Here is a 12,529-nt window from a genome sequence, read left to right as displayed (position 1 = left end):
AAGAATTACTTTAGCATTAAAAATAACGTATTATTTCTATAGAAAAGTTAAGATTCCTATTTTTATCAAAATTTACATCTTATTATGAGTGATACTAAAGATTTTCTTGATCATATCAACCAAGGCTATACTACCAAAGGTGATTTTATTGCAATGGGAGCTGCTATGCATAATGGCGAAACGATAACAAATGCTCATGTAAAAATCCCTTTGAAAACATTAAACAGACATGGATTAATAGCGGGAGCTACCGGTACAGGAAAAACTAAAACATTACAGGTACTGGCAGAGAACTTAAGTGATAAAGGTATTCCGGTATTATTAATGGATATTAAAGGTGATCTTAGTGGTATTGCAGCAGCGAGTCCGGGACATCCTAAAATCGATGAAAGACATCAAAAAATTGGAATCCCGTTTGAAGCAAAAGATTTCCCGGTAGAAATGTTATCCCTTTCTGATCAAAATGGGGTAAGACTAAGAGCTACCGTAAGTGAATTTGGACCTGTTTTACTATCAAGAATATTAGATGTAACCTCAACTCAAGCTGGTATCATTGCAATAATTTTTAAATATTGTGATGACAACAAACTTCCTTTACTCGATCTCAAAGACCTGAAAAAAGTATTACAATTTGCTACACAAGAAGGTAAAAAAGAACTAGAAAAAGACTACGGAAGAATCTCTACGGCATCTACAGGCGCTATTTTACGTAAAATAGTAGAATTAGAACAACAAGGTGCTGATCTATTTTTTGGAGAAAAATCATTTGAAGTAAATGATTTGTGCCGACTTGATGATAATGGCAGAGGTGTCATTAATGTCATTAGACTTAATGACATACAAGATAGACCAAAATTGTTTTCTACATTTATGCTTAGCCTTCTTGCCGAAATATATGGTACTTTCCCAGAACAAGGAGATAGTGACAGACCAGAACTAATCATATTTCTGGATGAAGCACACTTGATTTTTAAAGAAGCTTCAAACGCATTGATGGATCAAATCGAAAGTATCGTAAAACTTATCCGATCAAAAGGAGTAGGGTTATATTTTGTTACTCAAAACCCAACTGATGTACCAGATGGCGTATTGAGTCAGCTAGGGCTTAAAATACAACATGCCTTAAGAGCTTTTACTGCTAAAGATAGAAAAGCAATTAAGCTTACTGCCGAAAATTACCCCATCTCAGAATATTATGATACAAAAGAAATATTAACATCTTTGGGTATTGGGGAAGCATTAGTTTCTGCACTTGATGAAAAAGGGCGCCCTACCCCACTAGCTGCGACTATGTTGAGAGCACCAATGAGTAGAATGGATATCCTTACCGATAAAGAGTTGAAAGATGTATTGAAAAAATCCAAACTTGCTTCAAAATATAATGAGGAAATCGATAGAGAAAGTGCTTATGAACTTTTAAATAAAAAAATTGAAAAAGCTGAAGCTGAAGAAGCTCAGGAAGCTGCTAAAAAAGAAAGAGAAAAACTAAATAAGACTTCTTCAAGGTCTAAAAGTGCTCCAAAAAGTAGTGCTACCGAAAAAGCGATTATCAAAGTATTAACAAGTGCAACTTTTATAAGGGGAGCATTAGGAGTATTAAACAAACTATTACGATAATATAATTATGTTATACTTATTGTAAAAGCTATTATAATTACAAATTGTATCTCTAATAAATTATATTTTTATATTCGATAGTGCACCATATATGTATTTTAAAATATTTTACGTTTATACAGATATATCACATTTAATTAAATCATCATGGTCTTAAGAATTTTACTAACTCTATTTGTAGCATTAGCAGTTATTGGTTGTCAAAACGAAACAAAAAATGATCCTTTTGAGATTACCAAAAACCGTATTGGATTATTAACTCATACTACTCAAGTCAAACAATTGGATTCGATTTTTGCAAATGATTCAATTTTGAAAACGACTGCCGACACACAATCCATATCTGCAACAAATCAAATTGAAATTTATGAAAAGGGAGGAGATAAACTCCTTATTTTAGAAGTAAAAAAAGAATCAGACCCTACTTCTACAATACAAACGATTCAAGTTATAGATTCTAGATACAAAACTACTTCTGGCTTATCTCCAGATGGAGTATTTAAAGATATCAAAGATCATTATACGGTCTCAAAAATTAATAATACCTTGAGCACTGCTGTTATATTTGTTGATAGTATTCAGGCATACTTTACCATAGACAAAAAAGAATTGCCAACAGAATTTCAGAATAATACAGACAAGAAAATAACAAATACCGATATTCCTGATTCTGCTAAAATCAAGAATTTTTGGATTAGTTGGGATCTTGAAGAATAATATACAAATGAAAAAAAACTATACCATTCAAAAATCTCCTTTTGTAGTTCCTACTACTGATGGTAAATTGATCGAAGAACATTTTGGAAAAGCTACTGATCAGAATGATCAAGTAAGTATTGCTCACATGATAGCACCTCCTTTTTGGAGTGAGCCTTTTCAAACGCCAGAATTTGACGAATATACGTATATCATAAAAGGTAAAAAACAATTGATTGTTGATGACGAAAAAATAATATTAGAAGCCGGACAATCAATAAAAATCCATAAAAACGCCAAAGTTCAATATTCAAACCCATTTGATGAAGCATGTGAATATATCGCCGTGTGCCTTCCGGCTTTTAGTATAGAAACTGTACATCGCGAAGGCGAATGAAAGAAAAGTATAAAAAATATCTCCCTATACTTCTTGGAAAATATATTCAATTTCTGTTTATAATTTCTCGGCAAAAAGCACTTCGCAAATCATATACACTATTTTGCACGCCAAGAAAAGGAAAAATTTTACCTGAACAAGAGGATTTTCTAGAAAATGCTGTAGACGAAGTAGTTGCTGTAGATAATATTGAAGTACAAACGTATAGATGGGCAGGATTGGGAGAAACCATACTACTTGTTCACGGATGGGAAAGTAATTCTCATCGCTGGAAAGGGTTAATACAAAAACTAAAAAAACAAGATTATAACATCATTGCTTTTGATGCACCTGCTCACGGATATTCTACAGGAAAGATTCTAAACATTCCTTTGTATTCACAATGTCTTCAAAAAATTGTTGAATTGTATCGCCCAAACCATATTATGGGGCACTCTGTAGGGGGCATGACAACTCTTTTTCATCAGTATATTTATCCTAATCAAGAAATAGAAAAATTGGTTGTACTAGCCCCTCCCTCAGAACTCGCTAGAATTATGAAAGGTTTTCAGCAAACATTACGCCTCTCTTCAAAGTTTATGAATACGCTGAGCCAATACTTTAAAGACAAACATGGTTTCTATTTTGATGAATTTTCTATATCCAAATTCTCTCAAAACATCTCACAAAAAGGGCTACTCATTCATGACAAAAATGATGATATCGCTCCTTACCAAGAGTCTGTAGCTATTAGTAACAATTGGAACGGAGTACAATTTGTATCGACAGAAAATTATGGACATTCTCTTTTTTTTGATGAAGTCGATACTATGATTATTGAATTCCTAAGAGCTTAAATAATAAGGTTACAATACAGACATTTTTCTCAAAAGTCTTTAAAAGACACTTAATACTCACTCAAAAGTATTGTTCCCTCATTCATACTTTTTCCTAGATGATCTTCAACATAGATTTATGGAAAATTTAAAGCCATACAACATGAAAAACATCATCTATATATCATTATTGTTAATGAGCTACATAGCTACAGCTCAAATTAGAGGAAATGCATTAACTATTCAAAAAAAGAACAGTATTACAGCAGAACATTTAGATACATCTAGGATGCTTCAAGATGAGATACAAGAATTTAGAACACAAAATTTAATCCCAAACCCCACATTGACAGTGGATGCAAAAGTCCTAAATAATATAGTCGCAGATTCATACACAGCAGTCTTCAATATTGTACAAATAGGAGAAACCTCTGAAGAGACGAATAAATTAATGAATGATCGAATTGCCAAAGTAAAAAGTCAACTTATTTCCAAAGGTATTTTAGAAAAAGAAATCATCATTGATATCATATCATTCGTTCCTGTATATGAGACGGTTGTTGAAAAGAAAATATTTAGCAAAAAATACAATGAAGTCCCAAAAGGATTTGAATTACAGCAAAATATTCATATAAAATTTAATAAAATAGAACAATTTGAAAATATACTTTCTGCTTGTGCTAATAATGAAATCTATAATCTTGTAAAGGTAGATTATTTTATAAATGATATAGAAAGCGTATATAAGCAGATGCGTGTAGAACTTTTAAAAATCATAAAAGAAAAACAACAATTTTATAACGACTTAGGTTTTGATCTAACGTTATACAATCCTATTGTTGCAGATAACAAATATTGCTATTTCCCAAAAGAGTTTTATAAAAATTACAAAGCGTTTACCAGTACTTCTTTGGAAGCATTAAGTAAAAAACAAGGTATTGTAAAAGCAAAAAAACAAACAACCTATTATTACGACCCGATCTCTTATAAAGCTTATGATAAAGTGATTAATGCTTCAATAGTAGAACCTGTAATACAAATAGGTTTGGAGGTAAAACTACAATATACACCAAAACCTGAAGAATCAAAACCAGTTGAAAAAGTAAAGATAATTCCAAAATACTTTTTAGTATCGCCAGATGGTACCATAGATGTAAAAGAACTAAAGGTAGAGTAATTTTTACAACAAAAGCACAAAGGCTGTTTAATAAAGTAACTATTTTGTATAATGAGCTTTTTAAACAGCCTTACCAAAGTAAATAGAAATCATTGTGATCATATTAATAAACGTTATTTTTGTATATCATTTTTATATGTATGTCAGAAAAAACATTAATACGACTCAATAAATACCTTAGCGAAGTTGGATATTGTTCTCGTCGTGAAGCAGATAAGCTTATAGATCAAGGCCGAGTTACTGTTAATAATGCTGTCCCGGAGATGGGAACAAAAGTTACTACAGATGATGTCGTAAAGGTCGATGGAGAGCTTGTTACAGAACCTAAGGAAGAACATGTATATCTCGCTTTTAATAAGCCGGTTGGCATTGTATGTACAACAGCACAAAACGAAAAAGATAATATAATAGATTATATCAATTATCCAAAACGCATATTTCCTATCGGGAGATTAGACAAACCCAGCGAAGGCCTTATCTTTTTGACAAGTGATGGTGACATTGTAAATAAAATCCTGAGAGCAAGAAATAATCACGAAAAAGAATATCTTGTTACTGTCAATAAATTGATCAGTCCTCAATTTATAAAACGAATGAGTAACGGTATCCCTATTCTCGATACGGTAACTCGTAAATGTGAAGTAGAGCAAATAAGCAAATATGATTTTAGAATTGTACTTACACAAGGACTTAATAGACAAATTCGTAGAATGTGTGAATATTTAGGTTACGATGTAATCAAATTGAAACGTATTAGGATTATGAATGTTACGCTCGATATTCCTTCAGGAAAATGGAGAAACCTAACTAAAGACGAATTGAAAATTATCAATGCTGATGTAAAAGGTTCCAGCAAAACCGAAGATGCCTCTCTACTAAACGATACAACAGAAGTAACCCAAAAAAGAACATCCAAAAATCGTAGATCAAGTTCTAACTCAAAACAAAGAAATGGAACTTCAAATTATAGACAATCTTCACCTAAAAAACGAAAAGATCGATTTAAATAGTCACGAAATAATGTAGTCAAAAAATCATTTTCTTTAACTTATAATTACCAAAAACATGTCGTTATCTCCTTTTCACCTTGCTATACCCGTTAATAATCTAGAAAAAGCAAGAACATTTTATAATACTGTTCTTGAGCTTGAAGAAGGCAGAAGTAGTGATCATTGGGTAGATTTTAATTTCTTTGGTCACCAATTAGTTATCCATTATAAAGATGAATCCAATAAAGAGGATATCCATACCAATCCAGTAGATGGAAAAAATGTGCCTGTTCCTCATTTTGGTTTGATATTAGAATGGAATGTTTGGCAAAACTTTGCTGATATGCTTTCAAAAAAAGGTATCGAATTTATTATAGAACCCTATATTAGGTTCAAGGGAGAAAAAGGAGAGCAAGCTACTATGTTCTTTTATGACCCTTGCGGAAATGCTTTAGAATTTAAATCTTTTAGAGATATATCACTAATCTTTGAAAAATAGTTAACAAAAACTTACAAAAACAAAAAAACACATGCGTTTTTAACATAAAATTACAACTGTTAATCCTTTTTTATTAACTTATGGCTGTTCTAAATACAACTACCATATTTAATTTAATCGGATTCAGTTATGAAAAACACCACGCTTTTATACATAGGACTACTATTATTAATCATAAATGCTTGTGTACCGCAATCAGACTTTGATAAATTAAAAGAAGAAAACGAAAGACTAAAAAAGGAAATTGCTGATTGTAATCTTACTCCTTCTCAAATTATTGAACAAGCGTACGAATACTATGATAAACTAGAATATACAAAAAGTAAAGACCGCTTAGTTTTTCTAATCGATAAGTATCCGGATTCAAAACCTGCCAGAAAAGGAAAGAGCTTACTCAAAAAAGTAGAAAAAGAAATTCTACAAAATGAAAAAGCGTTACAAAAAGAAAAGCAAAAAGAAGATAGCAACGAAAACTATAAAGAAGCGCTATCAAAAATGAAGAAAAAATATGATGTTGCCAATGAAGTTACCTGGTACTCTGATAAAACATCGACTCAATATAATGATGATAACTTCATACAAGCTTACATAGGAAAAAAAGAAAAACGCAAACCCTGGTTAGGGTTATCTATCAACTATTTCTCTAAAGAAGACTGGTTATTTATTCAAAAAATTGAAATTACGACAGACGATAAAACCCATGTAATTGAAGAAAACACACCAGGAGAGTTCAACGCCAAAGAAGAATCAGGAGGAAAACGAGAATGGTTAGATCGTATTGTAAAAGAAAAAGATTTTGCACTATTAAAAGCTATTGCATCTTGTAAAAAAGGAAACATCAAATTCACAGGAAAAAATAAAGAAAAATCAATTAATATTAGCAAAGGAGAGATCAAAGCTATTCAAAACATTTTAAATGCATATACAGCTTTAGGAGGAAAAACAGATTTATAAATCATATCTCTTATTAACTAGAAGTATACTTTAAAAGTAAACCTATAGAACTAGAAAATATTAAGCAATTTTTCTTTTGTCTGTATTGCAAGAAATTAAAAAATATAGTTTCAGCAAACGACTCCTATTTAAGGAATACTTTAGATTTATAACGATTTTCGTAAAAATTCTTCATATCTTCTGCTCCAAAAATTAAAGAAAAAGATGGATTTTACAAACCCTTTGGTTTATGGTGTGCCCTGTTTTTTAGGATTAATTCTACTCGAACTAACGTATAGCAAGACACATGACAAAAAAGATTTATACGAATGGAAAGATCTTACTGCTAGTCTGGCAATGGGGGTTGGTTCTGCATTATTAGCCCCACTTATCAAAACGATATCAGCAATTGTTATTTTTAATTTTGTTTACGAAGTATTTAATCCTGAAATAGATGGTGTACGAACAAATATAATGGGTTGGACATCTTTTGGGTATGCATGGTATGTTTGGTTAATTTGCCAATTATTAGATGATTTTACATACTACTGGTTTCATAGACAAAACCATATGGTAAGAGCACTATGGGCTGCTCATATTGTTCATCACTCTTCTGATAACTTTAACTTGGGAACAGCTGTTCGTAACGGATGGTTCACAATACTATACAAACCACTTTTTTATATGTGGCTTCCTGCAATTGGGTTTCCGCCAGAGATGGTTGTCGTATGTTTGGGTATAGAAGCGTTATGGCAGTTCCAACTTCATTCTGTATATATTCCCAAAATGGGATTCTTAGAAAAAATATTCAACACACATACAATGCATCAAGTACATCATGCTAAAAATGTTGAATATATGGATAAAAATCATGGTGGATTCCTCAATATCTTTGATAAGATTTTTGGTACGTGGAAAGAGCTTGATGAAAATATTGAAATTCAGTATGGAGTGACTCATGCTCCTAATTCTTATAATCCCTGGGTTATCTTAACACATGAGTACAAAGATATTTGGAACGACACCAAAAAGTCAAAAAACTGGTATCACAAATTTATGTATATTTTTGGCCCTCCCGGTTGGAGTCATGATGGTAGTACACTGACTGTTAAGCAAATGCAACGACAACTGAAATTAAAAAAAACAAAAGAAGCAAAAGGAACAAAAATAGCAACCGTAAGTTAATTGCAGATTACAACTCTTAAATGCTAATAACATGAATTATCAGGATCTTATTGATAAACAGCGCCAGTTTTTTGAAACCAACACTACAAAAGATATTTCTTTTAGATGTAAAGAATTAAAACGTCTTAAAAGTATCTTACAGGCTAATGAAACTCAGTTATATCAAGCAATAGATCAAGATTTTAAAAAGTCTGAATTTGAAACTTACGTAACTGAATTATCAATTATTTATCATGAAATTGATCTAGCTGTTTCAAATGTAAAAAAATGGGCAAGAAAGAAAAGAGTTAGAACAAGCTTACCTAATCTTCCCGGTAAGAATTATATAATCCCTGAACCTTATGGTTCTGTTCTCATTATAGGTGCCTGGAACTATCCTTATCAGCTATCGTTGTGTCCTGCTATTGCGGCTATTGCTGCCGGATGTACAGTAATACTAAAGCCAAGCGAAGTACCTGCTCGCACCTCTGCAATAATGGCAAAGCTAATTAATGAGAATTTTGATCCAAATTTCTTCAAAGTTGTAGAAGGCAGTGTAGAAGAAACAACTGCTTTGCTCAATATTAAATTTGACAAAATATTTTTTACCGGTAGTGTAGCTGTAGGAAAAATTGTATACCAAGCAGCCGCAAAACATCTTACTCCTGTTACCTTAGAACTTGGAGGAAAAAGCCCTGCTATCATTACCAAAGATGCTAATATTGATATGACAGCAAAAAGACTGGTTTGGGCCAAATTTTTAAATGCTGGACAAACTTGTATCGCTCCGGATTATGTACTTGCAGAAGGTGAAATTTATGAAAAGCTTTTATCATCTATCAAAACTTATATAGAAAAAGCCGATTATCATGTAGCTAATCACAACTATACTCAAATTATAAATCATAAAAACTTTGATCGTTTATCAGAGCTTATTGATCATGACAAAGTATTCTATGGGGGAGATTGTGACAAAGAAAACAGGACTATTTCTCCAACTGTTTTAAAGGATTCTTCATTTTCTGATTTGGTGATGCAAGACGAGATTTTTGGTCCTATATTACCTACAATACCTTATCAAACAATTGAAGAAGCAATACAAAAAGTAAAAACACTTTCTAAACCCCTCTCCTGCTATATTTTTACCAAAAATAAAAATATCAAAAACAAAATACTGAATGAAATCTCATTTGGAGGAGGTGCAATAAACGATGCTGTCATGCATTTTACAGAACATACACTTCCTTTTGGAGGAGTTGGAAACAGTGGGATTGGTAATTATCACGGTAAATATGGATTCGAAGCGTTTTCTCATCTAAAAAGCGTGCTACAAAAGCCATTTTTGATTGAGCCTAATTTTAAATATCCTCCGTATAATGAGAAAAAGCTACGTTTTTTAAAAAGGATTATCGGATAAAAAATATACATTACAATAAAATTCTTCTGATTATTTTATGATTTCATAAAGTGATTTTGTGATATAAAAGTCTTATTTTCAATATCATAAAATTACTTTAAAACCTTACTCATGAAATTATCCAAAAAAATGGGGAGATTGCATTATCGCCGACTTTCCAGAAATGAAACCAAAAATATTTTAGGCGGACATACTAAAAATAACTGTTTTGATATCATAGATGCTTGCCAAATACAATGTGCATCTCCATCTAGACCAGAATTTTTTGCCTGCTATATACCTTGCTTAAGAAATGGCGGTTGCTACAATGGTTAGCACTATTTCTGAATCTTCTTTATAACCTTAAAATATTAATTCTTAAAACCAAACAATATGACAAGTTTTAAAAAACTTAAAACCGCTAAATATCGAATATTAAAGAGAAATGAAGCTTCTTATATAAACGGAGGGGCAATTTCATGTTCAGTAATCAGGGATGAATGTATATCAAAATGTGGTGACGATCAGAGTTATTGCTTTCTCTTTTGTATGGATGATGCAGGATGCCCCTTGTATTAAAAACAACTCTTTAAACCTTAAAACTAAATAATATGACAAATTTCAAACAACTTAAAAATGCTGATTATCGCACATTAAACCGTAATGAAGCCGTTTGTATAAATGGAGGAAGAAATTCGTGTTCTGAAATCAGAGCTAATTGTGCATCCAGATGTGGTAATGACTATAGTTTCTGTTTTTATTCTTGTGTGGATGCCGCTGGATGTCCTGTATAATTTCAAAAAATACAACTCTTAAAACCAAATATTATGACAAATTTTAAAAAACTCAAAAATGCTGATTATCGTATCTTAAAAAGAAGTGAAGCAACCACTATTAATGGAGGGTTTGGAGAACCAAATTGTAATGGTCCTTGCGGTCCAATACGATGCGCATGTGAGCAAAGTTGTGGAGACAATTACAGTTTTTGCTTCCATAATTGTGTAACCAATGCGGGGTGCCCAATCTAAATTTAAAATCGAACTCTAAAAACTTATTAAGATCATGAAAAGCTTAAAACAACTACAGAGGTTAAATTTTCGAAAATTAACTCGTAAAGAAAATACCAAAATAACTGGTGGCCTGTCTGGTCTCCCTTCTTGTACAGAAAATTGCAGAGCAATTTGTTTATCAGACCCTAGAACAACTCCATTCGAGCCATGCTTTAGCGATTGTTTGAGGATAAATGGTTGCTAAAAATATACGTTTAAAAACGAACCTCAAAAGTCTATAATTTTTGAGGTTCGTCTTTATTTTATTTAATCTTGAAGTTTATAGCTTTCAGAAGCTAATAAATCCAAAATATAATTTTCTACCTCGACTGTATCCCAGTTTGATTCAATATCCTCTAGCTGCATTACTCTTTTCATAATATTTGCCTGTTGGTCACCTATTTCTAATGCTTCTGAATATGGGCGATGACTAAACGTAACCCTAGAATACAACGGTAACCACTTATCTGGATATTTTTCTGAAAACTTTTTTTCAATCTTTTTTTGTAATAAGAAAACAGGATCGGCAGTTTTGCTACTCATTTCCATAAAATTACGATATGATAATTCTGCTATAGCATCTGTATTAGGTTTACGTGATTTTTGGTAGGTTTCAAAAATTGCTTGCCAGTCTTCATCGCCAAGTTGTTCTATAATATCGTCTAATACAGATATATCTTCAAATCCAGCATTCATTCCTTGACCATAAAAAGGAACAATTGCATGTGCAGAGTCGCCTATCAACGCTACTTTGTTCCAGTATGACCATGGATAACATTTCATGGTTACCAAAGCACTTGTAGGATTACTTTCAAAATCTTCGATCAGTGAAGGCATAATTTCTAAAGTATCCGGAAAATACTTCTCCCAAAATTGCTGTACCGATGCTCTATCAGATAATTTTTCAAAAGAATACTCTCCTTCATGGGGCATAAACAATGTACAAGTAAAACTACCATCTATATTTGGTAATGCAATCAACATAAATTTACCTCTTGGCCAAATATGCAATGAGTTTTTATCTAATTTATGAGTCCCATCAGGATTTGGAGGTATTGTTAGTTCCTTATACCCTGTATCTAGAAAGTCTTGAGAATAATCAAATCGACTTCTTCGCTGCATTTTGTGACGCACTCTTGAAAAAGCACCATCACAACCAAAAATCATATCATACTGATATTCTTTCCATTCTCCTTTTTCTGTTTCTCCTGTGTATATTTTGGCTTCAGGGAGATTAACATCCCAAACTTTTTCATTGAATCTAAAAACAACACCGGCTTCTTCTGCCAATGTTATCATTTTTCTATTTAACACACCTCTTGAAATAGAATAGATAGCTTCATTTTCTTTACCATAATATTGATGATAAACAGGCTTATCTGATGTGTGCATCGTCCTTTTATACATGGGGATTGCTAATGCTCTAACCTCATCCCCTATACCGACTCTATCGAGTGTTTTCCACCCTCGAACAGACATTGCCAAATTGATTGAACGACCACTAAACCTTATTGTTCTTATATCTGGTCGCCTATCAAAAACTGTAACATTGTAATTGCGTTTTCTTAGATAAAGAGCTAATAACGAACCTACAAGTCCGCTTCCTACTATAGCTATATTCTTCTTTTGCATAAAATAGTCCTACTAACAACCTACTGAAAGATAATAGAGTGATAATAGAACTCGAGCTTTAATGTTTTCAGTAGGTTGGCTCTTTGTTGTGATAAGAGCATGTGCAGACATTAAAACCTTCGGTAAATGTAATGATTATTAATGAGAAAAGCATTACATACTGCG

15 protein-coding genes are annotated in these 12,529 nt (G+C 32.2%); 14 read left to right on the top strand and 1 reads right to left on the bottom strand.

Annotated features, from left to right (window positions below; genetic code table 11):
• Nucleotides 1–84: 84 nt before the first annotated feature.
• The 14 genes from FHK87_RS24230 (at nt 85) to FHK87_RS24165 (ending at nt 10,711) form a co-directional block, all read left to right on the top strand.
• Nucleotides 85–1,617, top strand: a complete 1,533-nt coding sequence (locus tag FHK87_RS24230; RefSeq protein WP_140597472.1) for a helicase HerA-like domain-containing protein — start codon at nt 85–87, stop codon at nt 1,615–1,617.
• Nucleotides 1,618–1,764: 147 nt separating this feature from the next.
• Nucleotides 1,765–2,334 (top strand): hypothetical protein, encoded by a 570-nt coding sequence (locus FHK87_RS24225; protein WP_140597471.1) that lies wholly within the window; start codon nt 1,765–1,767, stop codon nt 2,332–2,334.
• Between the two features lie 7 nt (nt 2,335–2,341).
• Nucleotides 2,342–2,710, top strand: a complete 369-nt coding sequence (locus FHK87_RS24220; RefSeq protein ID WP_140597470.1) for a cupin domain-containing protein — start codon at nt 2,342–2,344, stop codon at nt 2,708–2,710.
• Nucleotides 2,707–3,546 carry an alpha/beta hydrolase gene (locus FHK87_RS24215; RefSeq protein WP_140597469.1) on the top strand — a complete coding sequence of 280 codons (840 nt, stop codon included), beginning with the start codon at nt 2,707–2,709 and terminating at the stop codon, nt 3,544–3,546. The genes FHK87_RS24220 and FHK87_RS24215 overlap by 4 nt, the downstream gene beginning before the upstream one ends.
• A gap of 142 nt (nt 3,547–3,688) precedes the next feature.
• Nucleotides 3,689–4,702 (top strand): SIMPL domain-containing protein, encoded by a 1,014-nt coding sequence (locus FHK87_RS24210; RefSeq protein ID WP_140597468.1) that lies wholly within the window; start codon nt 3,689–3,691, stop codon nt 4,700–4,702.
• A 140-nt stretch (nt 4,703–4,842) separates the two neighbouring features.
• Complete coding sequence (gene rluF / locus FHK87_RS24205; protein WP_140597467.1) at nt 4,843–5,712, top strand: 23S rRNA pseudouridine(2604) synthase RluF; 870 nt, start codon at nt 4,843–4,845, stop codon at nt 5,710–5,712.
• Between the two features lie 55 nt (nt 5,713–5,767).
• Complete coding sequence (locus FHK87_RS24200; protein WP_140597466.1) at nt 5,768–6,190, top strand: VOC family protein; 423 nt, start codon at nt 5,768–5,770, stop codon at nt 6,188–6,190.
• 129 nt (nt 6,191–6,319) lie between these two features.
• Nucleotides 6,320–7,144, top strand: a complete 825-nt coding sequence (locus FHK87_RS24195; RefSeq protein WP_140597465.1) for a hypothetical protein — start codon at nt 6,320–6,322, stop codon at nt 7,142–7,144.
• Between the two features lie 204 nt (nt 7,145–7,348).
• Nucleotides 7,349–8,308: a sterol desaturase family protein gene (locus tag FHK87_RS24190; protein WP_140597464.1), complete on the top strand. Its 960-nt coding sequence runs from the start codon at nt 7,349–7,351 to the stop codon at nt 8,306–8,308.
• 31 nt (nt 8,309–8,339) lie between these two features.
• The gene (locus FHK87_RS24185) at nt 8,340–9,704 is read left to right on the top strand and encodes an aldehyde dehydrogenase (protein ID WP_140597463.1); all 1,365 of its coding nucleotides are present in this window, start codon (nt 8,340–8,342) and stop codon (nt 9,702–9,704) included.
• Between the two features lie 111 nt (nt 9,705–9,815).
• Entirely contained in the window at nt 9,816–10,019 is a 204-nt protein-coding gene (locus tag FHK87_RS24180; protein ID WP_140597462.1) for a hypothetical protein, read from the top strand.
• Between the two features lie 57 nt (nt 10,020–10,076).
• On the top strand, nt 10,077–10,262 hold the full coding sequence (locus FHK87_RS24175; RefSeq protein ID WP_140597461.1) for a hypothetical protein: 186 nt from the start codon (nt 10,077–10,079) through the stop codon (nt 10,260–10,262).
• Nucleotides 10,263–10,294: 32 nt separating this feature from the next.
• Complete coding sequence (locus tag FHK87_RS24170) at nt 10,295–10,477, top strand: hypothetical protein (RefSeq protein WP_140597460.1); 183 nt, start codon at nt 10,295–10,297, stop codon at nt 10,475–10,477.
• 33 nt (nt 10,478–10,510) lie between these two features.
• Nucleotides 10,511–10,711, top strand: coding sequence for a hypothetical protein (locus FHK87_RS24165; protein WP_140597459.1), 201 nt, complete (start codon nt 10,511–10,513; stop codon nt 10,709–10,711).
• A 288-nt stretch (nt 10,712–10,999) separates the two neighbouring features.
• On the opposite strand, the gene FHK87_RS24160 is transcribed toward FHK87_RS24165, so the two are convergent.
• Nucleotides 11,000–12,364, bottom strand: a complete 1,365-nt coding sequence (locus FHK87_RS24160) for an FAD-dependent oxidoreductase (RefSeq protein WP_140597458.1) — start codon at nt 12,362–12,364, stop codon at nt 11,000–11,002.
• Nucleotides 12,365–12,529: the final 165 nt, after the last annotated feature.

This window comes from Aquimarina algicola, assembly GCF_006443095.1.
Taxonomy (GTDB): domain Bacteria; phylum Bacteroidota; class Bacteroidia; order Flavobacteriales; family Flavobacteriaceae; genus Aquimarina; species Aquimarina algicola.
Note: the sequence above shows the minus strand (reverse complement) of the source record. Positions and strands in the feature narration are given on the sequence as shown.

Bases quoted from the DNA above. Each gene is read 5' to 3' on its own strand.
- FHK87_RS24230 (WP_140597472.1), top strand. From the start codon at position 85: ATGAGTGATACTAAAGATTTTCTTGATCATATCAACCAAGGCTATACT.
- FHK87_RS24225 (WP_140597471.1), top strand. From the start codon at position 1,765: ATGGTCTTAAGAATTTTACTAACTCTATTTGTAGCATTAGCAGTTATT.
- FHK87_RS24220 (WP_140597470.1), top strand. From the start codon at position 2,342: ATGAAAAAAAACTATACCATTCAAAAATCTCCTTTTGTAGTTCCTACT.
- FHK87_RS24215 (WP_140597469.1), top strand. From the start codon at position 2,707: ATGAAAGAAAAGTATAAAAAATATCTCCCTATACTTCTTGGAAAATAT.
- FHK87_RS24210 (WP_140597468.1), top strand. From the start codon at position 3,689: ATGAAAAACATCATCTATATATCATTATTGTTAATGAGCTACATAGCT.
- rluF (WP_140597467.1), top strand. From the start codon at position 4,843: ATGTCAGAAAAAACATTAATACGACTCAATAAATACCTTAGCGAAGTT.
- FHK87_RS24200 (WP_140597466.1), top strand. From the start codon at position 5,768: ATGTCGTTATCTCCTTTTCACCTTGCTATACCCGTTAATAATCTAGAA.
- FHK87_RS24195 (WP_140597465.1), top strand. From the start codon at position 6,320: ATGAAAAACACCACGCTTTTATACATAGGACTACTATTATTAATCATA.
- FHK87_RS24190 (WP_140597464.1), top strand. From the start codon at position 7,349: ATGGATTTTACAAACCCTTTGGTTTATGGTGTGCCCTGTTTTTTAGGA.
- FHK87_RS24185 (WP_140597463.1), top strand. From the start codon at position 8,340: ATGAATTATCAGGATCTTATTGATAAACAGCGCCAGTTTTTTGAAACC.
- FHK87_RS24180 (WP_140597462.1), top strand. From the start codon at position 9,816: ATGAAATTATCCAAAAAAATGGGGAGATTGCATTATCGCCGACTTTCC.
- FHK87_RS24175 (WP_140597461.1), top strand. From the start codon at position 10,077: ATGACAAGTTTTAAAAAACTTAAAACCGCTAAATATCGAATATTAAAG.
- FHK87_RS24170 (WP_140597460.1), top strand. From the start codon at position 10,295: ATGACAAATTTCAAACAACTTAAAAATGCTGATTATCGCACATTAAAC.
- FHK87_RS24165 (WP_140597459.1), top strand. From the start codon at position 10,511: ATGACAAATTTTAAAAAACTCAAAAATGCTGATTATCGTATCTTAAAA.
- FHK87_RS24160 (WP_140597458.1), bottom strand. From the start codon at position 12,364: ATGCAAAAGAAGAATATAGCTATAGTAGGAAGCGGACTTGTAGGTTCG.